The organism is Cryomorphaceae bacterium, from assembly GCA_017798125.1.
Classification (GTDB): Bacteria; Bacteroidota; Bacteroidia; order Flavobacteriales; family ECT2AJA-044; genus ECT2AJA-044.
This window is the reverse complement of the sequence record CP059070.1, coordinates 1,455,850-1,479,407: the sequence shown is the minus strand read 5'-3', so window position 1 is coordinate 1,479,407 and position 23,558 is coordinate 1,455,850. Positions and strand designations below refer to the sequence as shown.

Below are 23,558 nucleotides of genomic sequence, written 5' to 3'. Positions count from 1 at the left end.
ATGAAGAAATCGATCGTATGGTTTGCGGGCTTGCTACTCGTGCCCGTGTTCGCCACTTGGCTGGACCAACCATCCTTCGACCCCCAACGACCCGCCCCGCAAGGGACGATCATCGTTCGTGACAGCACTTCTGAAGAAGAGCGCCATCGCCAAAAAGAGGACTGGCTCACAGGCATGAAAAAGGCCGCTCCTGGTGTAAATCCCGAGCGCATGGAGCACCAATACCGCTTTGAGCGTCAACAACGACTTGGCTTTAGAAATGCACAGGACTCCTTAGCGGGAGGAAAGGTGATCGGTCAGTTTGAGGAACGCGGATGTGACTTCAACAGCGGCCGTATTATGACCGTTGAGTGGGACACCATCAACGATCTGCTTTATGCTCAGACTGCTGGAGGCATTCTATACAGCGGCCCTGAAGATGGCTCTGCCTGGCAACCGGTGAATGAGCAATTCCGAATGGAGAACGGTCTGTTTTTGCGTCTCGTGGACCACAACGGAGGACAACGGCTTTTATCTGGTGTAGGTGGAGACTGGTTTTACTACACAGATGACATGGGAGCAACTTGGGATACCGCCACGGGTTTCCCCAGCAACGACCGCAGCGTTCGAGACGTAGTCATGCTCAACGACTCAGTGAAGACCCTGTACTTGCTTTCTACAGAATGGACAACCCCGGTTGTCAACCGTATTTATCGAAGCACAGACCACGGGGCCAGTTTTCACGCCCTGTTCAATTTTCCGGTCGGCACTTTTGGCTATGGAGGAGAAATTGACCTGTGGAGCCACCGATATGAAGAAGCTGCCTTCTTGGTGGTTCAAGATTCCGTTTACGAATTAACAGGCGATTCAGCTCGTTACTTCCAAGGTACCATCCCTGGAGCCAGCGGGAACATGATCCTTACGGGGTATGCTTCGGACACACATGAATCCGATGTCCTCTACGCCTACGCAGGAGGCGACATCTTTCGAAGCAACAACAAAGGTCTAAACTGGACTTTCTCAGGTCCGACCAACGGTGGTCCGTTCCGTAGAAACAGTTTCGAGTGCTCCGTCGACGAAAAGGACCACATTTTCTTCGGAGGTGTTGAATGCTGGCGCTCTTTGAACCAAGGGCAGACCTTTTTCAAAGTCAATAACTGGTGGGAGTACTACGGTCTCGAAGCCACTAAATTACACGCGGATATTCCGGGAATCTTTTCCTTCTGGGACGATAACCAAAACGAGGTCTTGATGATTTGCACCGATGCCTCTGTATACCAATCCACGAACAACGGCTTAACCGTGAGCAATTTAGGTTTGCAAAACCTCAATGTCTCGCGGATTTACGATCACCTCAGCTCAACCTTTGAACCCGGTGCTATCTACGTCGGCACACAGGATCAGGGGTATCAGCGCGTCATGCAGGACAACGGAGGAGTGCTTTCCTTCAATCAAGAAATCTCCGGCGATTATGGCTGGCTGGTCAGTTCCGACGGAGGTTACAGCGTGTGGATGAATTATCCTGGCTTTGCCATGCACTGGACCGATGCACCCTATGGATGGGCTCAAAGCGTCAGCTGGGACTTCAATGGCGCCAATCAGTTTTGGCTTCCTCCCTTGATGGCCGACCCAAATGATGGGTATGTGGCCTACCTAGCCGGAAACCTCAACGGAGGAGGTGGATCGCACATGATCAAATTGACGCACAGCGGGGACATCACGCCCACGCAGATGCCCTACAATTTCAATCAAGGAGGTGCTGGAGACGTAACAGCTATGGCCTACAGCCCTATTGACAACAACCACTGGTACGTGCTTACCGAGAATGGCCGATTCTTCCATTCTTCAGATGCGGGATCCACTTGGACTTCTACACTGATTCAGAACGCACCGGGCACTCACTACTTCTACGGCATGTACATTTACCCCTCACCCGATCAATTGGGAACGGTTTACATCGGCGGAAGTGGATACAGTAATCCGGCGATTTATAAATCCACCAACCACGGAAGCGGGTTTACGTCCATGACCAATGGACTGCCTCCAACGCTGGTTCATGAAATCACGGGGGACCCAACGGACTCCTTGCTTTTCGCAGCGACCGAAGTAGGACCTTTTGTCTACGTCAGCGGAGATGATCAATGGTATGACCTAACAGCCATGGGCATGCCTGACGTGAATTGCTGGAGTGTGGAATACATCGACGCTTTAGACGTTGTACGCTGGGGAACACATGCGCGCGGGTTGTGGGATCTAAGCCTTCAGAATCCGGCAGTGAGTTTGGACGAGGAAGAGGTGGCTACTTGGTCCGTTTTCCCGAATCCGACTCGGGATCAGGTCCGATTCTCACAAGCGCTCGATGATGGTGTTCTCATGGATCTACAAGGCCGAGTTTTGCGTCAATGGAGTACGCCTATTGACCGCTTGGACGTGAGCGATCTCTCCACGGGTAAGTACGTATTGCGGAGCTCGGAAGGAGCACAAATCATTATCAAGCTCTAGTAGAACTTATTTAGGAACTGAACGAGTTTTTCCGTCGCACGCGCCCGATGGCTTATGGCGTTCTTTTCGTCCTGAGTGATTTCGGCGAAGGTTTTTGTATCCCCATTGAAGACAAAAATAGGATCGTACCCGAATCCTCCATCGCCTGACGGCTTTTCGGTGATGTGCCCATTGGCCAATCCCTCAAAGGTTTTCTCGTGACCGTCCACAATCAATGCTATTACGGTCTTAAAGCGAGCACTTCGATCCGCTTCGTTTTCCAGCTCGTGCAGGACCTTGAACATGTTCTCGCGATCATCTCGCTCAGGACCCGCGTATCGTGCGCTGTGCACTCCCGGACGCCCGTCAAGAGCAGTAACCTCTAATCCGGTGTCGTCCGCAAAGCAATCACGACCGTAATGTTCTTGAATGTATCGAGCCTTTTGCAGGGCATTGCCTTCTATGGTCGGTTGCGTTTCGGGAATGTCCTCTTCACATCCGATATCTTTGAGCGATAACAGCTTTATGTGCTGGGGCACCATGGCCTGCACTTCTTTGAGCTTATTGAGGTTGTTTGTGGCAAAAACGAGCTCCATGGGCTCATCAATCCCCGGGGCCTTGAGGGCCACTTTTGGGCCCTTAGTTTCCTTCTTCTTAAACCATCCTCTAATCATGGTGGTAGGGTTCATTTCTTAAAATGGTCATGGCCCGATACATCTGCTCCACAGCAAAGAGCCGAACCATTTGGTGGGAAAAGGTCATTGCACTCAAGGACAGTTTCATGTTCGCCCGCTGATATACATCCGGCGAGAATCCGTAGGGACCACCGATGACAAAAACCAGACGCTTGGTGCTTTCGTTCATTTTACGCTGAACGAATTCCGCCAGCTGACGAGAGGTCCAGGATTTTCCGCGCTCATCGAGCAGCACCATAAAATCAGCGGGTTTCAGCTTGTCCAAGATCGCACGTCCCTCCTGCTCCTTCTGGTCCTTTTCATCCCGCACACGCTTGACGTCGGGTATCGTAATCACCTCAAACGGCAGGTAATGCGGCAGTCGTTTTTCGTACTGCTGTACCCCTTCACGAAGCCAGCCCGCGTCGGTTTTCCCTACTTGTAAAAGCACCCATTTCATTCGGTAATTCTTCCGTACTTTGCATTCAAAGGTAGCACAAATGATAGCGCTCGAGGACCATCGCGATGAACTACTGGATTTCATAGACCGCTCCCTACGGGAGGATGTTGGAGACGGCGACCACAGCACCCTCGCGTGCATTCCGGCGGAAGCCACCGGTACCGCTCAGCTTCTGTGCAAGCAGGAAGGAGTTATTGCTGGACTGCCCCTTGCCGAACTGATTTTTCAGCGAGTTGACCCAAATTGCCGGGTAGAATACTTCTTAAAGGACGGTGACCGCATACAATCAGGCGATGTGGCTTTTAAAGTCACAGGCCCATCTCAGGCACTATTGACGGGAGAGCGACTAACCCTTAATCTCCTACAGCGAATGAGCGCGGTGGCTACAAAAACGCGCAGCTACCAAGATCTACTCCAAGGTCTTTCCACCCGCGTTCTGGATACACGAAAGACAACTCCGGGCCTGCGCCTTCTTGAAAAATACAGTGTAGTGGTTGGCGGCGGAGAGAATCACCGATATGGTCTGTACGACATGGTTATGCTCAAGGACAACCACTTGGACTTTGCCGGTGGGATTGCTCCGGCAATTGCCAAGACCAAGGCCTATCTGGCCGAAAAAGGCAAGGACCTTAAAATTGAGGTGGAAGCTCGTGACTTAGAAGAGGTTAAAGCCATTCTGAGCGTTGGCGGCGTGGACCGCATCATGCTCGACAACTTCACCTACGCGGATACCCGTGAAGCTGTAGCGCTTATTGGGGACACCTGCGAAACAGAATCCAGCGGAGGCATCACGCACGAGACCATTCGCGAATACGCCGAATGCGGCGTAGACTTCATCAGCGTCGGGGCCTTGACCCACAGTGTGCACAACCTCGACATGAGTTTAAAAGCCGTCGAATGATCGATCGTCTACTTCGTCAATTCTGGTATTCCTCTCCCATGATGGCCTTGCGCCGATTGTTGCAGCGTATATATGTCCCCGGGTTTGGCGGAGTTGACCTCTATCAGGTTCTAAAATTCTTCGCAACCGGACTCATCGAAGGATACCTGACCACCCGTGCAGCCAGCATTAGCTTCAGCTTCTTTCTGGCCATTTTCCCCTTTACGATCTTCTTGCTGACCATCATTGCCTACATCCCTATCGACAACTTTCAGATGGAGCTCATTGAGCTGCTCGAGCAGGTCGTCCCTCCAAACACTTGGGTGGCCATCGACAAGACCCTTACAGACATTATTCAAATCCGAAGAGGAGGCCTTCTTTCACTTGGTTTCGTCTTGGCCCTATTCTTCGCCAACAATGGAGTGAATGCCATTCTAACCTCCTTCAACGCCACCTTTCACAGCATCGAAATCCGCACCTTCTTCAGCCAACTACGAGCGTCAATTGCTTTGACCGTAGTCCTTTCCGTACTGTTCATTACGTCCGTCACCCTCGTAATCTTCAGCGAAACCATCATCAATCGCCTCGAGGTCCTCGAAATCGTATCACGTTTTGAAAGCCAGCTATTGGGCTTCGCACAATTCATCGTGGTCATCGCCCTCATCTTCTTCAGCGTGACGTTGCTGTACTATTACGGTCCAGCGAACCGCAAAGAACAGCGATTCTTCTCCCCTGGAGCCATTCTAACGACCCTGCTGCTCTGGCTCACCTCTTTCGGATTCGCCGCCTATGTCAACGGCTTTGCCAGCTACAATCAAATCTACGGCTCCATCGGAACGCTCATCATCATCCTACTTTGGATCTACCTCAACTCCATCGTCTTACTCCTCGGCTTTGAACTCAATGCGAGCATTGTCCATGCCCGTAAAACATCGAGTCACGAAATCGAGTTACAACATGTACGGCTCTCCCGCCAAAACAAAGACGAATCATGAAAAAAAGACTCCTTGTCCTGCTGCTTTGCGCCTCCGGCGCGATGCCTTCTTTTGCCCAGCAAGCAGACGACATTCTCGGCACCTGGTTTACTGCAGATAACGATTCCAAAGTCGAAATCACAAAAAAAGATGGCGCCTACATCGGTCAGATCATTTGGCTCAGCGACCCCTTCGAAGAAGACGGAAAGACCCCTTTGATCGATGACAAGAACCCCAATAAAGAGCTTCGTAACCAACCCATTCAAGGGATGATTCTTATGACCGGGCTGAAATGGAAAAACGGGGAATGGGACGATGGCGACATTTACGACCCAGAATCCGGAAACACCTACAGCGCCATGGCCACCATGCCGGACAAGAACACCATCAAGCTGCGCGGTTATATGGGTTTCTCCTTACTCGGTCGCACCACCACTTGGGTCCGAGCCAAGTAGCCCTAGAATCGATCAGGATTCTTCAAAAAGTACAGGCCTTTGACCTTACTGTTTCGGAAGCGACGTAATTCATAATATACGGTTCGCTGAGCACCCCAAGATCGGAAGAATCGCTCCACCGGTTCAATCATACTCCCTTCGAAATCAAACTCCAGGCCCAGCTCCCTCGACCAACGTATTCCCTCGTAAAGCACGGCACTAAAGGCCTCGCTTTCGCGTAATTCTGGATCTGAGCCCCCCTTATAATAGTATACTCGCTGCGCATCCTTTAGGAACATCGCAGCGCTGTGCACACGTCCTTGATCATCCACCGCCTCGATCAGATTGACTGAATGGTGTTCTAAACAGACTTTATGGATTCGATGCAGATCATCGCGGTCAAAATGTGGTTTTTCTCCTTGCCGGTCAAAAGTCTTGAGGCTTAAGTCCCATAGGGCATCTACCGTAGACCCTGGCCGTAATTGAATCGCGGATTCGGCCTTTTTTAGATTCCTCTTTACATTGGATCGAAATCCCTGGGTCACTCCGTCCAAATCCAATTCGGCAGGCAATCGATACGTCACTCGAGGACTTAGTTGACAGCCTTGCCAAACAAACGGCAAGAAGTACTCGAATTCCGGGTGTAATCGTGCTAAAAGCACATCGTGATCGGGCAGTTGTGCCATCAAGGCTTCAACGCCTTCCTTTAAATAAGTCTCGCGCTTGGCCGTTCCAACATCTTTTGGAAAATCAAACCAAGGCCCTAAATAAGGAGCTAGATCAGGAGTGTTCAGAATCTTCAATCCGACCTTGGACCTCGATTCCATCGGCCAGTAGGCCTGAACCCCTCCTTTTTCCCAACGGACTTCGCACAAAGCCTCTGCCAACAGGGCTTTAATCCACCAGTTTTCTAAAAATATCGGTTTCGGCATGGTACAGCGTACTAATTTATGGGAAACGCTCGAGTGGACTAAGGTAGTCTATTAGCTTCTTAAGTCAGAATGAACTACTTTTGTCCCTGCAAAGGCCAGCCATGCAAAGCACACAGATCGACACGGGGCTCGAGAGTCTTGAAAAGACCATTACGAGCGGAGGAGACGAGCGAATCGAACTGATTCACAACGGGTTGAACAAGTACCACATCAACCCAAGCGACAACCAAGACGTATTTAATCGCGGAACCTGCACCTGCTCTGTATTCACAGACGAGGCGCATGAACGCGTCAGCTATTTGTTTGACGGATTCCAAAAAGGAAAGATCAGTTTCGAAGAAGTTCGGACCGAGCAGGTCAAAAACCTGAAGCGCCTTTTGAATAATGTGGATTTGAACTACCACATTTTCTTTGCTCCTTCTGGAAGTGATTTGTGCTACTACCCCCTACTTTTCAGCAAACTGATCAGTCCAGACAAGCCCATCATGAGCTTGGTCACCTGTCCAGAAGAACTTGGCTCTGGATCCGCCATGGCCAACCAAGGTCTGTTCTTTTCTGAAAAGAATCAATTGCTGCCCTCTGTTACGAAAGGCGCTCCGGTCAATCCGGACCTTACGGTTGAATACAAGAGCTTTAATGCACGTGATGAGCACGGGGTTATCTTGGATCACCACGAGGCCATTAAAGACACGATTCGTCAGTATAAGGATGAATATACCATCATCGGCAATCTGGTGATTGGTTCAAAATCCGGTATCGAAGACAACATCAGCATTATTGAAGAATGCTCGGAGGACGTTCTGTGGGTAGTGGATCTTTGCCAACTGAGAACCAGCCGCGAACTTCTTCAAAAGCTCCTGAAATTGAACTGTATCGTGATGATCACGGGTTCAAAGTTCTATCAGTCCCCTCCTTTCTGCGGAGCTTTGCTCGTATCCGATACGATCAATGAAAAACTTGACCGAGCAGAGCCAAAAACATGGGGCTTTGAAAAAGTCTATACCAAGTACGACTTCCCTACAGAGCTTAAAGCGCTACGTGATCAATTTGCCGACTACAAGAACTACGGCCTTCTGCTCCGATGGGAATGCGCCATCGTCGAGATGAACTTGTTGAGCGAATACAAGGAAAGTGCGGCAAACTTGACCATTAGCCGCTGGAATCAACACATCACGGAGCTTCTGAATGCTTCTCCTTATTTTGATCTCATGCGTGATCAAGAGAAGACCAATAGCTCTATCATCAGCTTCCGTGTAAAAGTGGACGGCAACTACCTTTCGCATGAGCAATTGCAAATCTTGCACAAAGCCATTGTGACGGAGCAGTCACCCCTTTTGCCTCAATACAGAAAGCTCATTATTGGACAACCTGTCGCCTACGGAGACAACAGCTTTATCCGTTTTGCCATTGGGTCACACAATGTGCGCCAACTCTTGGATAGCGAAATGGACTTGAGCGAGGATACCGCCTTGGTTCAAACCATCGAGCATTTCATTAAGGAGGGTCGCTATTGAAACGGCACGCTGCATCGGACTACGAGCAGCTGTTTCAACGAGTGCTCCGTGACCGGGTAGATTCGGAAGACACTGCCCTTTTCTTTTACGATACACGAATTCTTCAGGATCGCGTTCAGCGTGTCCAGCAGGCATTCCCGCCGAAAACCAGGCATGCTGTTGCCGTTAAATCAAACCCAGTAACAGCGGTTCTTCGATCGTGCTACGCTGCGGGATTACAAGCAGAAGCTGCCAGTTTAGGGGAATATCATCAAGCCCGTCGTATCCCTGGCTTTGGTCACATTGTATACGACTCCCCGGCTAAAACGCCCGAAGAATTAGCAGAAGTGGCCGACAATCCCCGAGTCACCATTAACCTCGATGACTTGGATGAGCTCAAAGATCTTCCAAAGAGCATCCGCGCACGGATTGGTCTGCGAATAAATCCGCTGGTTGGCAGTTCGGCAGATGCCAGTATGAGCGTGGGTGGACAGTATTCAAAATTTGGCGCTTCGATTGAACAACGTGAGGCGATATTAGGTGCTTTTCAGCAAAACCCTATCCTTTCCGGATTACACGTCCACACTAGTTCACAGTCTTCAGACTACGACAAAATGGTCGAGGGAATTCGAGTGGTTTTAGACCTTATGAATGAAATTCAAAGTCACACCGGTCGCAGACTTGAGTGGATCGATATCGGCGGAGGCTTTCCCGTAGATTACGGGACAGAGAACTCCCATGAAATCGAAAAATACGGGTCCATGCTCCGCGAAAGGTGTCCTGAACTTTGGGAAGGCACCTTCGAAGTCATCACCGAATTTGGAAGGTACTACCATGCCCATGCCGGTTTCTCCCTTGCGCGCGTTCAAGGAGTCAAAAGATTTGAGGATCACCAAGTGCTCATCACCCATTTAGGGGCCGATACATTTGTGCGCGAATCGTATAATCGCGAAAAATGGCCCCATCAGTTCTTCATTTTAAACGACCGAGGGAGCCTAAAAAAAGGCCCTAGAATAACTACGGACTTGGGTGGTCCACTATGTTTCGGCGGCGATTTCTACGGCAAGGAAATTGAGTTACCGCAAGCAGAGAAGGGTGATTGGGTAGTCATAGCAGATACAGGAGCCAACAGCTACAGCTTATGGAGTCATCACTGTTCGCGCCCCTTTCCAAAGCTGTTCCTAGTTACCCGCGGTGGAAGAGTCACTGTTGGCAAGCAACGACAAGACATTATGGACGCGGCCCGATTCTGGGATTAAAAGCCGACTTTTGACTTCATGGCCGGAATTTGTGGCATTTTATCAACGCGTGCACTCGATCCTTCTTGGAAAGGAAAACTCGAGAAGATGTCCCGAGCCCTTAGTCGTTCTGACAATACTGAAGACGGCATCGTGGAGATCAAAGACGCTAGGGGCACTATAACCGGGCTCATCGCCTTTCGCCATTTCCAGCATTTTGCCGCACAACCTTTGAATAGCCGGGGTTGGCAATCCCACGTTTCAGGCGTTGAAGGGCTTTTCTACGGCCGAATATTTGACGACGGCTTTGTCCGGGGAGATTCCGAGGTCCAATACTTCATGAGCCTTTGGGCCCAAAAGAGTTGGAATTTTGCTGATGAATTTAACGGCAAGTTTTCCAGTGTTCTTCGTGTTCAGCCCAATCAATGGGTACTCTCACATGATCGTTTTGGACAAGAGACGCTTTTCTATACGCATCAGGGGGATTTCCTAATCTTCGGAACAAACATTCGAAGCATTCTCGCGTCGGGATTGGTTGAAGCGAAACCTCATTACGCATCCTTGTGGCACGGGTTGAGCTTTCCATGCACACCACAGCCCTACACAGCCTTTGCCGATATCTACGCTCTGCCTAAAGGGCATCATATCGAATGGAAAGATGGGCAGTTAAGCACTCGAGCGTTTCATCGCCTTCCTTATTGTGAAAAGGATCGAGACCCAAGTCGAAAGGAATATGCCGAAGCCATTGAGGACGCCTTGAATCGCGCCGTAAGGCGCCAAATAGAAGGAACCGTAAACGCGGGCTCCTTACTCAGCGGAGGAGTCGATAGCACCTTCTACACGGCTTTGGGGAAAAAGCATGCCCCGGAATTGCGCGCGGTGACCTTGACTTTGGAAGGGGAACGTTTCAAAGCGGCGGACGAAAGCGGTATTGCGGCAATCAATGCGCAAATGCATGGAGTACCGCACCAAGTGGTCTATCGAAAGCCCGAGGACATCCTGTCACAATGGGATGATGTCATCGATAATTTTGAACAGCCCGGGAGCACCTTCAACACCTACTACTTCGCTGGTCAGGCAGCACGTGAAGCGGGATTCCAGAATGTACTGACTGGAATGGGCGCGGACGAGCTCTACGGCGGATTTGGATACTTCCGGTACATCCGAATGTGGCGTAAATACCTGTGGGGAGCACCGCTCTGGAAACTAATCCCAAAGGGGAAGATCAAGAAACTGGACAGCTTTTCAGAGATGTTTGAAGCCCGCGAAATGATCGATTTCTACACCCACAACTTCGTGGTGATTAAGGAGCGGGAAAAACGGAAGATTTGGCCGGGAAGCGGCTTTGACACCTTCGCCCATATTCGGGAACTTTATCCCGAAGCAACTGCGCCTTGCGATGATGTAGACGTCATGCTATATTTAATGACAGCCAACACGCCGCACGAGCAGATGTACCGCATGGGGCAATCTCTTAAAGACCATGGCGTTTTTGGGCTTCACCCCTTCATGGACAACGATTTCGTCGACCTTGCCATGCGCATACCTGCCGACTATAAAGTCATCGGTCACGACCGAAAAGTGGTCCTGAAGGACGCGGCGCGGCCCTGGGTAAGTCCGGAGGTTGTGGGTATGCAAAAGCTGGGCTTTAGTTTTCCGATGGGCTATTGGCTCGAGCACGAATTGCAGGATACCGCTGCCGAGCTCATTGAATCATTGGTGAGCAGAGGGTTCTTGGATGCCCAGGCCATTGCGGGATTGCGGAAAAAGAACGATGCGCTCTTCCCCAAAAAAACCTACAAACTTCTATTCTTAGAGAAGTGGTTTCAGTGCTTCATCGACGCGTAAATACGCTCGATAATGTCGACGACCTTCAGTCCTTCCAGGGCATTTGTCGTAATGCTGGTTCTCCCTTTCAAAGTGTCGACGACATTCTCAGTAATATAGACATGGTTTGCGGCTGAACCCTTGTAGGCTCCATAATCATTGGCAGGATTGGCCGGTGGTAATTCAGGCATCTCGTAGTCCTGTACATTACACACCTCTACCTCGTTCATGTATTGGCCACCAATCTTCACGCTTCCTTTTTCTCCAATCACGGTCAAGGAACTCTCTAGGTTTTGGTTCCAAACCGACGTGCTGTAGTTGATACAGCCCATTCCACCATTGACAAACTCGAACTGGACCATTCCGCTGTCCTCAAAATCGGTTAAGTCGGCGTGGTTGAAGTCAGCAAATTGGCCTTGGATGTTTTCAATATCTCCAAAGAGCCAATACATAATGTCTATGAAGTGTGAGAATTGAGTAAAGAGCGTTCCACCATCGAGCTTCTTGTCACCATGCCAGGTATCCCGACCATAATAGCGTTCGTCACGGTTCCAGTAGCAGTTCACTTGAACCATGTATATGTCGCCTAGCCTGCCTTCTTCAATCATCTCTTTGATCCAAGCACTTGGCGGAGAATAGCGGTTTTGCATTACTCCGAAGACGTGTCGCGAAACGTGCAAGGCCTTGTAAATGACTTTTTCCGCATCCTGCTTGGAAAGAGCCATGGGCTTTTCAATGACCACGTGCTTCTTAGCATCAAGGGCCTTCATTGCCTGTTCCGCATGTAGGCCGTTTGGACTCGAGATTACAACAACGTCAATATCCAAATCAGCAGTCAACAAATCATCTACGGATTGAAAGAACGGGATGTCACCGAAATCATCTAACCCAAGCTCTTCCTTAGCCTTCACATCCGAAATACCAACCAATTCGGCCTCTGGATTACGCATGATCATGGTGCAATGCCGTTTTCCGATATGCCCGGCGCCTACAACCGCAAAGTGGATTTTCTCTCGTTCAATCAATACCATTATACTGCTTCTTTTTTTACGATCCCGTCTTCTAGGTTGTACCACTCCTTACTTTCCTCACACTGAGCGCGACCCGCTTCATCAAACTCGAGCCGATGACCATATTCGCTCATCCATCCTACTTGACGCGCAGGGTTCCCCACTACAAGAGCATAGGCCGGAATTGTTTTGGTCACTACAGCACCTGCTCCTATGAAGGCAAATGGACCAATGTCATGACCACAAACAATCGTTGCATTCGCCCCAATACTGGCTCCTCGTCCCACATGCGTTCGCGCATACTGGCCTCGACGAACGACGGCACTTCGCGGGTTAACAATGTTGGTAAACACCATGCTTGGGCCCATGAATACATCATCGTCACAGGTCACTCCGGTGTAAATAGAGACGTTGTTTTGAACCTTGCAGTTCTTTCCTAAGACTACATCGGGACTAATCACCACGTTTTGACCAATATTACATCCGTCTCCAAGCACAGCTCCAGGCATGATGTGGCTAAAGTGCCAAATCTTGCTGCCTTTTCCGATGCTCGCGCCTTCATCCACAACTGCCGTTTCGTGCGCAAAATACTCGTTCGTCATAGCGGCGAAAATACGGGAAAAGCCGGTAAATGCCTATTTTAGTCGCCTATGAAAGAAGTGAACAGGATTTTGGTTTTAGCTCCTCATCCCGATGACGGAGAGTTTGGGGCAGGAGGAAGCTTGAAGCGGTGGACAGAAGAAGGAAAGGATGTGCACTATGTAGCCTTTTCACCCTGTTTGAAGAGTTTACCTGAAGGATCCGAACCAGACCGGTTGTATCATGAGCTGTTGAAGGCTACAGGAATCTTGGGATTGAATCCCAATAACGTTCGCGTTTTAGACTTTCCGGTGCGCGAATTTCCAGCGAATCGACAGTTGATTCTCGACACCCTACTTGGACTTAAGAAAGAGATCAATCCAGACCTCGTTTTGATGCCGAATAGCCACGATGTTCATCAGGACCACCAGGTCATTCACCGAGAAGGTATCCGCGCATTCAAACATGCCTCCTTGATTGGGTATGAGCTCCCATGGAACAACTTGACGGTCATCAATAACTTTCACGTCACCTTGGATCGAAACCACATCGATGCTAAGATGAGGGCTTTACACGAATACAGCTCGCAGAAAGGACGGCCTTATATGAACGATGAATTCTTTTTCGGACTGGCCAAAACCCGTGGTATTCAAGTCAATACCGATTATGCCGAAGCGTTCGAACTGATTCGATACGTCGTTTAATCAAAGACTTCGAGCGCGGGCTGCGCTGCAAAGTTAAAGTCAAAAAGTGCTTGGTTTTCGTACGGAGAGCCTTCCGTAGATTGCGGTCCGTCAAAAGCGATATACTCGCCTCCCCAATAACAGATACCCACAGACTCCGTGGACTTCAACAAAGCCACTAGGTCTTGGACGTAGCGCTCTTGTCCCGAAGGTGTCGCTGGATAGTCCGGTAAGAGCTGACTTTCCAGACCTACGATATTATTGGTCCAATCGGCCCAATCTAGGGTGAAGGGGTAGGAGAATTCCGCAAGCAGACTTGTTCTCTCATGTTCCTCGGAGATGGAAGCGAGGGCCAAAGAAAGTGAATCAAGGCTTTTCCCGTGCCACATGGGATAATAGGACAGACCAACCATATCGTAGTCCAGGGAATCTGTTTCAAGAAGCATGGATTCCAAACCTCGATATCCGGCAAACTGCAGCATCACTTTAATATCCGGGTCTACGGATCGAACTGCTGCGGAACCAGACTCAAACAACCTATGAAAGCCCTCCGGCGAGTTCCATCGATGCCCCAGTGGATGAAGAAAACCATTGTTGACCTCGTTCCCAATTTGAATGATATCCGGCTGCATTTCTTGTGCAATGCGGGCGGTATAATTGAAGACACTATCCTCCATCTCTTCGATGGAGAGGCCCTCCCATGCAGCGGGCGGGTTTTGATGAGCTGGATCCGCCCAGGTATCGCTGTAGTGAACGGTCAACCAAAGCTTGAGGCCCTCGGATTTGATTTGATTCGAAAATGCCAATACCTCATCCCAACTTGATCGGGAATCAATGGGATCATACCACAACCGCAATCGCACCGTATTCATACCCGCTGCGGAAATAATCTGAAGAAAGTCTTCATTTTGACCGTCTCCATTTTTGTATTGAACGCCTCTTCCCTCAATATGCGGCACAAGCGAGGCATCTAGACCGCGATAAGACAAAGAAGTGCTAGGCGATGGATCAGGATCTTCCTTTCCACAAGAAATGAGAAGAATAGCGGCGAATATGATCCCGAGCGGCTTCATCGCACCTGTACGGATCTGGTGTGGACCCCTGAAGCGGTCTTGAAACGCAGGACATAATTTCCAGGAGCCCAATCCTCTAAATCGATTTCATGAGTCAACCCTCGATCTAGGCTTTTGTAGACTAATTTTCCAGTAGCGTCAAAGATCGATACCCTTCCGTTTTGCGTTGCTTGAAGATGAAGACGGCCTACGGCCGGATTCGGGAATACCTCGAGCAGTTCCTGACCGAACTCCGTTAAACCGATGCTGGTAATGTTGTAGCAATTCGAGGTATCCACACAACCGTTGTAGGTAATCTCCACAGCATATTGACCAATCTGGGTGGGCACAAAAGTCTGACTGGTTGCACCGGATACGGGTGCAAACCCCTGAGTACAGCTCAACCATTGATAGAAGGCACCCCCTTGGTTTGCCGTAAGGGTTTGGTCGCCATTCTCGGTCACATCTACGTTTACTTCGGTAATATCCACGTCAATAGTCATCACGGAATCACAACCAGCCGCGTTGGGAATGATGTCCGTATAGATTCCCGTAGTGTCAAAGACCGCCCCACTTGGAGCGACGTACTGGTTGCATGCAGATTCCTGAAAGGAAACCGTTGTATTGCCAGAACTTATTCCTGAACCCAGCACCCAGTTCGATGTAGACCCACTCAAAGCAAAATTGGTCAGCGTTCCGTCGAAACTCCCAGAGGCATCATCGACAAGAGTCGTTACACCAGCGTTACTGCCAGAGGCTACTCCAGAATTAGCTTTATAGTATACCTCTAGTCCCACGGGGATTTGACAAAACTCGGCGTTCATACTTCCCATAATCTCTGATGCGGTACGAGCATAGTTCCAAATCCGAACCTCATCAATAATTCCACTAAATGGGATACTGCCGCCCATTACACGCTCTCCAATGGTCATATTGGCTTGTCCTGTAGGCGTGTTTACCGTAGTCAAAGACCCCGTTCCAACCTGAGTCCCATTGACATAGAGGTACCCTACTCCATTCTCTAGGACAAAAGCCACATGATTCCATTGAGCGATGGGAAAGGTTCCGTTAGGTGATGAAATATTGGCGTTGGTTCCACCAGAAATGTAGACAAGCTTATCACCAGGGCCCACAGAAAATGTATTTCTAGAACCCACGGCATTCAATCCGTAGTCCAGAATACACATATTGGACGAGGCAGAGTTTTGCACGTAGACCCAAGCTTCAAAGGTCCTGTTCGCAGTGCCTGAAACGCCGGGATAAGAGGTTTGAACATAATCGTCGGTCCCATCAAAATTCAGTGCGTTTTGAGCATTAGAGAATAGGGCAAAACACAAAACAAAAGCGCTCAACACGCTATGTCGAAGGGCAGTAGTCATAGGTATAGGTTTAGATACTGGAAAGATAGAAAAATGCCCTCGTATCAAACGGGTTGTAATTCGAAGAGCTTCTCTGTTTCGAAGGAAATCGAAACCAAGTCTTGTACCGCCCAATTGGGGTCGTAGGGTACTAAAGACCACTTTTTGGCTTTTGGATCAAAGAGAACAAAGGCATTTCGATTGGAATCTACAGTGATGTAAATATGGCCATCGGCGATGGTGTTCTGAAGCCATTCTGATGATCCCATTTCAGGCGCCTTATTGGGCAGCTCGCGAAACTGAAAACGCTGCTCAGAAGAGTCGGACCGCAGCACCACTTCTCCTGTGGCCGTCGATGTTGCTAAGAACGCTATTCCCAGGTCCTTACCACCATGCGGGCTTCGCATATCCGAAATCAAAGGACTGGCCATTCCAGAATTCCGATCAATAGAGAACAGCTTCCCTTCGTGGAAAAAAGTTGCTAGAATCGATCCTGAATCTTTGCAGTAGGCGACCGAATTGATAAAAGCGGCTCGCTGTGCCGTTGGAAGGCTATCCTGAACGGGATCCTTGATCCATTTTGCTTTTTTTCCAGCCTGCTCAAGTGCGGTTTTTTGATCGAGTGTTCGACAGAGGTATTGTTCTTTGCCCTCGGCGTCGAAGCTCTGATTGAATCCATTTTCCCAAGCGTACCATTCCCAAAGGAGCTTCCCCGAGCGATAATCAAATTCGAATATGCAGTCCAGACCACTTGAAGCAATGAGCAGCGTATGATCGCGGTGCGGCGAAAAAGCAATGGTGTGGATGTAGCTGAACCAGGGATAATGCAGTCGGTAGGTTCTTCCTGAATCAAAAACAAAAACCGTGCTTTCGGCGGCGATGGCAAAACAATCTCCCGAGGCGTCAATACCACGAGGCTCCTTCATTCGATGAATAATTTCAGACCTCAACTGTCCATTCTGCAGCTCAACGTAGGCGACTCCGCCAATTCCTGCTTCGCGTCGTTCGACGCTGCCACGACGACCACTCTTGTTTTGTTTGGACGCCAAGTACCGGGCTCGAATGGCCTGAAGATCGAAGCTCTTAATGGTCACCGCCAGTCTTCGATCCCCGAAGTGTTCCGGGTCGTGATCAAAGGCGGATAGATCAATGTGCTGAGTTTCCACAGTGGTTAAACGAGTTCGTTGAATAGTTGAGCGAGTTGACCTGTGAGTCCTCGTCGTGAGTAGCGCTCATGGGCATCACCATCGTGCCGTAAGGCACTCCCTTTCTCTTTCCAGCGAAGGAAGCTCGTACGAAGACGATCCTTCAATTGAGCGCGATCGCAGTAATCGATCATGCCGTGACGGTCTGCATCGGAGAGGATTCGGGCGGCATTTCCATCCACGGGGCCGATGCCCAAGATTTCGCTTCGGGAGGCCAAGTATTCGAATATTTTACCGGTCAGAATGAGTTTGTTCGTCTTGTCCAGCGGGATGGGGAATAGAAGCAATTCACTGTCCACCATGAATTCTACGGCCTCTTGATGCGGCACGCTGTCCGTATACCGAACCATGGAGTCGATGCCCGCATCGCCCAAACTATTGCAGACATTGTTGGCCACCTTCCCTACCAAGTGAAGGCGGAATTCATCGGAGAATCCAGGAATTTCAGCGCTCAATTCTTTGATGACACTCCACAGCTCGGGTAGATCCTGGTTGGCCTTGTAATTCCCGGTGTAGCACAGCTCGAAATACTCTCGAGAAACGGAACTCGGGGTGGGGATATCATCGGGATCGTAGCCGTTGTAGATTTGTGCGACGCGTTGAGCGCGGTCTCCAAATTCCGCTTCCAGGCCGGGGCTAACTACCGAAATGGCATTGGCTTCATGCAGTACTGAAGTTTCGTGTTTCAAGTCCCGTCTTTCTGCAGCGGCCGTTCGCTTCATAAAGCGATTCGAGTATATATTGGTCCATGGGTCCCGGAAGTCGGCGACCCAAGGCGTTCCAAATTGCTTGTGCAGTTTCTGACCAATCAAATGGACACTGTGAGGCGGCCCACTGCTGAGGATCATATCAACGGGATTCTTTCGCAGGTATCGCGTGAGGTATTGAACAGAGGGGCGCACCCAACCGACCTTGGCATCAGGGACGTAGAGGTTACCTCGGAGCCAAATAGCGGCTTTCTTGATGGTCGATTCCTGTCCGGTCTGGACCATTACGTCGGTCACCTTGGCGTCCTTCCCTTGCCCTGTAATCTTCTTGTAGAGTTCAAAGGGCTCAAAGATTCGCGTTTTGTGGACTTCCAGGTCTTCCGGAACGTCCTTCTCCAAGCTGTGGTCCCAAGTGAAGGCCGCTGGATTCTCACAGGTATAAACCACGGGCTCCCAGTCGAACTCTGGCAAGAACTTGGCAAACTTCAGACAGCGCTGAACACCACTTCCTCCGGCGGGTGGCCAATAGTAGGCGATGATCAGAACGCGTTTCATTCCTCTTCCTCACGGGTTTTGCGCCACTGCATGAAAAGCAGAGCGATGCTTCCCAGCAGCAGGATCGCGCTACTGGCCAAGGAGATTTTCTCTCCGGTGTAGTACAATTCGGGCTCGAACTTAAATTCAATCACATGAGGACCCGCTGGGACGACCATTCCGCGCAGCACGTAGTTGGCTTGGAAGTGATCGGCAGGCTCACCATCGATGTAGGCATTCCACCCTCGGCCTTCATAGCCGAAGTAAATTTCACTCATAACCATAACCTGATCTGTGAAACCATTGGTTTGATAGACCAGCCTATTGCTCTTGATTTCCTGTAAGCGGATAATGCCGTTCGGGTCCTTTTTAATCGTGATCCCCTCAAGTTGATCGGCATAGCGCTCGTCGACAATCGCGGTTTTGGCTGGGTCAAAGGAGTTCAAGGCCGTCATTTCAGCATCGGCATTCGGCACCATCTGCACCTCTTCAACGAACCAAGCATCTCCCAAGTTTCCGGGGTTTTGTTGAGCGCGCAGCTGTCCTGTATTTTGATCGGGAACCAAGAAATACTTGACGTTGAGCATATTAATCACCGCCTGATTTCGCTGGTTGATTTGGTTGTCCACGAGCTCCTGGTAGCGCTTCAATTTGGCCGGGTGATATCCTCCGAGCGATTTGTGGAAGTAGGCTGTACGTGCACCGGCATCGAGCCGCTCGCCCAAGTGGTAGACGCGATAGTTGATGTCCGGATCTTGAAGGATTTGCTGATCGGCAGCGGTCGCAGTAAAGGGGCTTTCCATTCGTCTTTTCGGAACAAAATCCTCCTCATTTAGGTAGCGCTTATTTACAGTCCACAAATCGACCACAATGAGCAAAGCCAATCCTCCTAGGGCCATTTCCCTCTTGATCTTTCCGGTTAAAAACGCCCAGAGCGCACCGCCCGATAAGAGTACAAAGATGAAGGAACGCCAGGCATCGGCCCGCATAAGGGCCTTGCGATCGGCAATCAAATCTCCAAGCAAACCCGCATTGGCGAAGGCATCATCACGAAGGCCTTCAAAATCGAAAAGGCTTCCACCCATCAAAGCCATCAACAAGGCGAACCCACCGGTGATTCCTGCGCTGATTTTGAGTGCCTTCATAGCCCCGTCCGTGTCGACATTCTCATCGTAAAAGAGCTTTCTCAAAGCCATAAAACCCAACAGCGGAAGGGTGAGCATCACTACGACTAAGATGGAAGCCACCGCTCGGAATTTATTGTACATGGGCACATGGTCGATGAACAGATCTGTTAGCCACATGAGGTTTTTACCCCAGGAGAGCGCGAAGATCAAGATGGTAGTTGCCAGGAGCCACCACTTGTATCGGCCCTCTATAAAGAAGAGTCCAAAGAAGAAGAGAAAGATCACCACGGCGCCCATATAGTACGGACCGACCACGAAGGGTTGATCTCCCCAATACGTTGGAATATTCTCCAGTACCTGCTGCGGATTGGGCACTCGGCCGCGAAGGGCCTCACCCATGTGCGAATCCGAATCCAAAGGCTCGGTGCTGGCGCCACCCATGAAATAGGGAATAAAGACATTGATGCTTTCTGCGATCCCGTAGCTCCAAGCGGTGATGTAGTCCCGATCCAATCCATCGGTCTTATTCGTTCCCGCAACATCGTCAATGGTCAGCTCCGACTTCCCACGTGTACTGTATTTTCCATAATCGTAGCTGGTGATGAGGCGACTCGCATTAGCCCCAACGGCCAATCCCAAGGCCAAGAAGAGAACAGCGACCTGCTTAGCGAAATGTAAAAGCGTCTTCTTTCGAATGGCCTCGACCAATTCAAATATCCCGAGCAAGAACACCGCGATACCCAAGTAATAGGTCATCTGAATGTGGTTCACATCGATCTCCCAAGCCAGTGCCAAGGCGGCAATCAAACCACCTGCCAGCAGTTTTTTGCGGTGGAACACGGTCAATATCCCCAACAATACGGGAGCAAAAAGAGCCACGGCCCAAGTCTTATTGTTGTGCCCGGCTTCCATAATGAGGAACCAGTACGTCGACAGTCCGAAGGCCAGTGCCCCGACAAAGGAAAGCCGAGGATTGTATTTAAGCCCGGCCAGTAGAATGTAGAAGCCGACAAAAAGTAAAAAGAGGTAATTCGCAGGGGCGGGAATGGCCTTAACAGGCTCAAAAAAGACGGTGTGAATCAAGTTCCCCGGATACCGCACCGAGTTGAAGTATGCGGGCATTCCGGCAAAAAGTGAATTGGTCCAAAGCGGCTCCTCTCCGAAGGCCTCGCGATGGTCCCAAATTTCCTTACTCATACCGCGGTAATTGGCGATATCACTCTGGAACAACACCTTTCCCTCCAAGAGCGGAGTAAAATAAGCAAAGGCGAGGGTTAAAAATAAAATGACCGCCAAGACGTGCGGCCAAGCTTGCTTCCAAATTTGTTTCATACCCAGTGGTTTCTAGCTAGGCCCTAAGGTATGGATTTTTAAGAGCCTACGGCTCGATGTTCGGACTCAGAAATTCCTATTCAATTTGGCGGTTTACAAATCCAAATCTTCCATGGATCGAGCCGCCAAAACCACGCGCTTGATGACCCTATCCAGTTCATTCGAAGCATCCATTAGGTAGTTCCGAATTTCATTAAAATCGCTCGCCGAAGGGTCCAAAAGGTCGACCAAAGACATAATTCGGGCGAGTGGGGCGCGCATTTCATGCGATTGAACCCAGGATATTTCTCTTAAGCGTTCGTTGGTCCGTTCAAGTTCCGTCAATGCCACTTTCAAATCATGAACGTCAATTGACAATCCGATCCACTTTTCTATCTCGCCTTCATTGTTTAAGAAAGGTGTCGCGAAGGACTTGAACCAACGGTAGTCGCCACTCGCAACTTTCATCTTGACTTCCAACTCGTAGTTGGATTTATTTTGAATGCACTCACCCCATTTAGCGTGAAGTGCATCCATGAAATCAGGATGAATAATGTCTACCCATTTTTCAGGTCCGAACTTGGGATTATCCAATCCCAGCATCTTCAACCCTCCTGGATTGACATATTGCACGTTTACATCCTTGTCAGCCTGCCAAAGCACGTTGGGCATGTTTTCGGATATAATTCGATGCTGATCTTCGCTTGATTTCAATCGTTTTTCGGCTTCTACTCTGTGGGTAACATCTTCAACATACACCACCGCACCTAGTACTTCTGACTCCTCAGCATCTCGGATGGGTAAAATAGTAGTTTCTGCATAGAGTCCTTGTTCTTCATCCCTCGGAACGTACTCTTCAAATCTGGTCTCTTTACCTTCAAAAGCGCTGTCGTAATATTCTTTAAACCGGCTTCTGAGCTCTTGAGGGATTTCCTGGAACTCGAGAATATTAGCTCCTTTGACGGGCTGTTTTCCGTAGTAGAACTCATAAGCCTGCTCCCAACCAGCGTTGAAATCCTTCAAACAATAGGATCGATCCACCGCATAGATCATATGCCCCATGCTGTTGATCATATTTTGCAAGCGTTGTTCCGTCTGAACAAGCTCCTTTTTAGTGCTGACTGCACTTGATATGTTTTCCACATAGGAAATCGCTCCAATAATTTCCTTTCCGTCTAGACCGTATAAAGGACCAATGTTGTATTTGAAGGAGAGCGCACCTGAGTCGCCCAAATCAACAACTTCCGTCCCGGTCTGCTCCTCACCTTGAAAGGCTTGATCAAAATAACCCTTGAGTCGAATATTGAAGTCCTGGGGAAGTTGGTCGAGCTCAGTCATATTGATACCCGCAGTGATCTTTTGAGTAGAGAAGGCATGAAAACTATTCACGAGTTCTCGGTTATACTCTCTCAAGCAATATGATCGATCAACGGAATAGATCATATGACCCATGCTATCCATCAGTAATTGAAGTCTGTTTCGCGTTTCCTTCAATTCGAGACGGGAAGAGCGCGCTTCCGTAATGTCCCGAAGTACTCCCAAGTACCTTGTCTTTCCATCGATGCCAGTTACCGCACGGCCTTGAATTCGGAGCCATCGGATTTCTTTTTCCGCAGTGTAAATTCTGTGCCTAAAGTCAATAGGGTCCTTTTCCCAAAAGTGATCAAAATGAGGTGCTAACCATTCCTGATCCTCCTCATAAAAGTTAGCCCACAGTTCTTTCGGAGTACACGAACGTTTTTCGCTGGGGAAACCTAACAACTCACTCGTAAGAGGATGTTCCCAATACATGGTCATGGATTCCGAATCGAATTCAAAAGCTCCGGTTTCACCGATGGACATCGCTTGTTCTGAATGATGACGATATCGTATTAGGTCTTGAAGTCGTTTATCCTGCTCGGTACGATCCGTAAAAGACCCCGCAATACTTACGGCATGACCCTCTTCGTCAACAACGGCTTTCTTACACACCTCAACCCGACGGCTTTCTCCTTTGATATTCAATCGTAAGGAGTACTCAACTTGCTCTACTTCACCGCGCATGAGCTGAGCATCAGACTCTTGAAGCGATTCATCTTCTGACATGAATCCTAAATCCTCAAATCTTCTTCCCAGAATCTCTTCTTCGGTCAAGCCGAAAAAGGCACAAAAAGATTTATTGACTATGGTGAATCGTCCATTGTGATCCTTATGAAATACTGGAGTGGGAACGCTGCAGAGGCCAGAGCCTACGCGAATTTTCTTTCTGCTGGTTAAGTCTTCAAACAATATGATTTTACACTCACCTACCTCTTCTATAAAAGTTGAATTTCCATTGGCACTTTCCCATCTGACGAGACCATCGCGATTCAAGAAAGAATATTCAATGGATTTGGTAGAGTGATCATCAAGGTCCGCGATCATGCAGTGTAAATCTGGAGGAATGATGAATTCATCCAATTCGACGGTCTTCAGACCTACTAGGGAATCTTCCCGATCTCGAAGCTCTAGATACGCTTCATTGGTATAAACAACAAGTCCGTTGTGGATAATCAGCACCGGTAATGGGAGATGCTCGAAGGAGGTAAATGCCGATGTTTTCAGTTGTTCCATGCTACTATTTCCTAGCCAATACAATCTC

The 23,558-nt window shown here is 49.4% G+C and carries 19 protein-coding genes; 8 read left to right on the top strand and 11 right to left on the bottom strand.

Annotated features, from left to right (window positions below; genetic code table 11):
* Positions 1–2,481 (top strand): T9SS type A sorting domain-containing protein, encoded by a 2,481-nt coding sequence (locus tag HZ996_06270; GenBank protein ID QTN38769.1) that lies wholly within the window; start codon positions 1–3, stop codon positions 2,479–2,481.
* On the opposite strand, the gene HZ996_06265 is transcribed toward HZ996_06270, so the two are convergent.
* Together HZ996_06265 and rlmH are read right to left on the bottom strand one after the other, a co-directional pair.
* A complete protein-coding gene (locus tag HZ996_06265; protein ID QTN40009.1) occupies positions 2,478–3,056 on the bottom strand; it encodes a non-canonical purine NTP diphosphatase in 579 nt (192 codons plus the stop codon). The genes HZ996_06270 and HZ996_06265 overlap by 4 nt on opposite strands.
* A 70-nt stretch (positions 3,057–3,126) precedes the next feature.
* Complete coding sequence (rlmH, locus tag HZ996_06260; GenBank protein QTN38768.1) at positions 3,127–3,594, bottom strand: 23S rRNA (pseudouridine(1915)-N(3))-methyltransferase RlmH; 468 nt, start codon at positions 3,592–3,594, stop codon at positions 3,127–3,129.
* Positions 3,595–3,634: 40 nt separating this feature from the next.
* Between rlmH and nadC the strand changes: the two genes are divergently transcribed.
* From nadC to HZ996_06245, 3 genes are read left to right on the top strand one after another with little or no spacing between them, the layout of a single operon-like run.
* Positions 3,635–4,495 (top strand): carboxylating nicotinate-nucleotide diphosphorylase, encoded by an 861-nt coding sequence (gene nadC, locus HZ996_06255; protein QTN38767.1) that lies wholly within the window; start codon positions 3,635–3,637, stop codon positions 4,493–4,495.
* Positions 4,492–5,469, top strand: coding sequence for a YihY/virulence factor BrkB family protein (locus HZ996_06250; protein QTN38766.1), 978 nt, complete (start codon positions 4,492–4,494; stop codon positions 5,467–5,469). Before nadC ends, HZ996_06250 begins: the two co-directional genes overlap by 4 nt.
* Positions 5,466–5,903: a DUF2147 domain-containing protein gene (locus tag HZ996_06245; GenBank protein QTN38765.1), complete on the top strand. Its 438-nt coding sequence runs from the start codon at positions 5,466–5,468 to the stop codon at positions 5,901–5,903. The genes HZ996_06250 and HZ996_06245 overlap by 4 nt, the downstream gene beginning before the upstream one ends.
* 2 nt (positions 5,904–5,905) lie before the next feature.
* On the opposite strand, the gene HZ996_06240 is transcribed toward HZ996_06245, so the two are convergent.
* On the bottom strand, positions 5,906–6,814 hold the full coding sequence (locus HZ996_06240) for a GNAT family N-acetyltransferase (GenBank protein ID QTN38764.1): 909 nt from the start codon (positions 6,812–6,814) through the stop codon (positions 5,906–5,908).
* A 101-nt stretch (positions 6,815–6,915) separates the two neighbouring features.
* Here HZ996_06240 and HZ996_06235 point away from each other — a divergent pair, with 101 nt between their 5' ends.
* The 3 genes from HZ996_06235 (at position 6,916) to HZ996_06225 (ending at position 11,393) form a co-directional block, all read left to right on the top strand.
* Complete coding sequence (locus HZ996_06235; protein ID QTN38763.1) at positions 6,916–8,328, top strand: hypothetical protein; 1,413 nt, start codon at positions 6,916–6,918, stop codon at positions 8,326–8,328.
* A complete protein-coding gene (locus tag HZ996_06230) occupies positions 8,325–9,566 on the top strand; it encodes a diaminopimelate decarboxylase (GenBank protein ID QTN38762.1) in 1,242 nt (413 codons plus the stop codon). Before HZ996_06235 ends, HZ996_06230 begins: the two co-directional genes overlap by 4 nt.
* A gap of 87 nt (positions 9,567–9,653) precedes the next feature.
* Positions 9,654–11,393, top strand: a complete 1,740-nt coding sequence (locus HZ996_06225) for a hypothetical protein (protein QTN38761.1) — start codon at positions 9,654–9,656, stop codon at positions 11,391–11,393.
* Here the strand turns inward: HZ996_06225 and HZ996_06220 are convergent.
* Positions 11,372–12,403: a Gfo/Idh/MocA family oxidoreductase gene (locus HZ996_06220; protein ID QTN38760.1), complete on the bottom strand. Its 1,032-nt coding sequence runs from the start codon at positions 12,401–12,403 to the stop codon at positions 11,372–11,374. The two genes, HZ996_06225 and HZ996_06220, sit on opposite strands and share 22 nt — an antisense overlap.
* Positions 12,403–12,984 (bottom strand): N-acetyltransferase, encoded by a 582-nt coding sequence (locus HZ996_06215; protein QTN38759.1) that lies wholly within the window; start codon positions 12,982–12,984, stop codon positions 12,403–12,405. Before HZ996_06215 ends, HZ996_06220 begins: the two co-directional genes overlap by 1 nt.
* Before the next feature lie 48 nt (positions 12,985–13,032).
* On the opposite strand from HZ996_06215, the gene HZ996_06210 reads away from it, so the two are divergent.
* Positions 13,033–13,665, top strand: coding sequence for a PIG-L family deacetylase (locus tag HZ996_06210; GenBank protein QTN38758.1), 633 nt, complete (start codon positions 13,033–13,035; stop codon positions 13,663–13,665).
* On the opposite strand, the gene HZ996_06205 is transcribed toward HZ996_06210, so the two are convergent.
* The 6 genes from HZ996_06205 to HZ996_06180 form a co-directional block, all read right to left on the bottom strand.
* A complete protein-coding gene (locus HZ996_06205) occupies positions 13,662–14,717 on the bottom strand; it encodes a glycosyl hydrolase 53 family protein (GenBank protein QTN38757.1) in 1,056 nt (351 codons plus the stop codon). The genes HZ996_06210 and HZ996_06205 overlap by 4 nt on opposite strands.
* Positions 14,714–16,075: a T9SS type A sorting domain-containing protein gene (locus HZ996_06200; GenBank protein ID QTN38756.1), complete on the bottom strand. Its 1,362-nt coding sequence runs from the start codon at positions 16,073–16,075 to the stop codon at positions 14,714–14,716. Before HZ996_06200 ends, HZ996_06205 begins: the two co-directional genes overlap by 4 nt.
* Before the next feature lie 44 nt (positions 16,076–16,119).
* Complete coding sequence (locus HZ996_06195) at positions 16,120–17,220, bottom strand: hypothetical protein (protein ID QTN38755.1); 1,101 nt, start codon at positions 17,218–17,220, stop codon at positions 16,120–16,122.
* A 5-nt stretch (positions 17,221–17,225) separates the two neighbouring features.
* Complete coding sequence (locus HZ996_06190; GenBank protein ID QTN38754.1) at positions 17,226–18,521, bottom strand: glycosyl transferase family 1; 1,296 nt, start codon at positions 18,519–18,521, stop codon at positions 17,226–17,228.
* Entirely contained in the window at positions 18,518–20,959 is a 2,442-nt protein-coding gene (locus HZ996_06185; protein QTN38753.1) for a hypothetical protein, read from the bottom strand. Before HZ996_06185 ends, HZ996_06190 begins: the two co-directional genes overlap by 4 nt.
* 93 nt (positions 20,960–21,052) lie before the next feature.
* Positions 21,053–23,530, bottom strand: a complete 2,478-nt coding sequence (locus tag HZ996_06180; protein ID QTN38752.1) for a PAS domain S-box protein — start codon at positions 23,528–23,530, stop codon at positions 21,053–21,055.
* Positions 23,531–23,558 lie beyond the last annotated feature (28 nt).

Coding starts and splice junctions, on each gene's coding strand:
- HZ996_06225 (QTN38761.1), top strand. CDS start 9,654: ATGTCCCGAGCCCTTAGTCGTTCTGACAATACTGAAGACGGCATCGTG.
- HZ996_06215 (QTN38759.1), bottom strand. CDS start 12,984: ATGACGAACGAGTATTTTGCGCACGAAACGGCAGTTGTGGATGAAGGC.
- HZ996_06200 (QTN38756.1), bottom strand. CDS start 16,075: ATGACTACTGCCCTTCGACATAGCGTGTTGAGCGCTTTTGTTTTGTGT.
- HZ996_06245 (QTN38765.1), top strand. CDS start 5,466: ATGAAAAAAAGACTCCTTGTCCTGCTGCTTTGCGCCTCCGGCGCGATG.
- HZ996_06205 (QTN38757.1), bottom strand. CDS start 14,717: ATGAAGCCGCTCGGGATCATATTCGCCGCTATTCTTCTCATTTCTTGT.
- HZ996_06270 (QTN38769.1), top strand. CDS start 1: ATGAAGAAATCGATCGTATGGTTTGCGGGCTTGCTACTCGTGCCCGTG.
- HZ996_06250 (QTN38766.1), top strand. CDS start 4,492: ATGATCGATCGTCTACTTCGTCAATTCTGGTATTCCTCTCCCATGATG.
- HZ996_06240 (QTN38764.1), bottom strand. CDS start 6,814: ATGCCGAAACCGATATTTTTAGAAAACTGGTGGATTAAAGCCCTGTTG.
- HZ996_06180 (QTN38752.1), bottom strand. CDS start 23,530: ATGGAACAACTGAAAACATCGGCATTTACCTCCTTCGAGCATCTCCCA.
- nadC (QTN38767.1), top strand. CDS start 3,635: ATGATAGCGCTCGAGGACCATCGCGATGAACTACTGGATTTCATAGAC.
- HZ996_06185 (QTN38753.1), bottom strand. CDS start 20,959: ATGAAACAAATTTGGAAGCAAGCTTGGCCGCACGTCTTGGCGGTCATT.
- HZ996_06220 (QTN38760.1), bottom strand. CDS start 12,403: ATGGTATTGATTGAACGAGAGAAAATCCACTTTGCGGTTGTAGGCGCC.
- HZ996_06210 (QTN38758.1), top strand. CDS start 13,033: ATGAAAGAAGTGAACAGGATTTTGGTTTTAGCTCCTCATCCCGATGAC.
- HZ996_06235 (QTN38763.1), top strand. CDS start 6,916: ATGCAAAGCACACAGATCGACACGGGGCTCGAGAGTCTTGAAAAGACC.
- rlmH (QTN38768.1), bottom strand. CDS start 3,594: ATGAAATGGGTGCTTTTACAAGTAGGGAAAACCGACGCGGGCTGGCTT.
- HZ996_06265 (QTN40009.1), bottom strand. CDS start 3,056: ATGGAGCTCGTTTTTGCCACAAACAACCTCAATAAGCTCAAAGAAGTG.
- HZ996_06190 (QTN38754.1), bottom strand. CDS start 18,521: ATGAAACGCGTTCTGATCATCGCCTACTATTGGCCACCCGCCGGAGGA.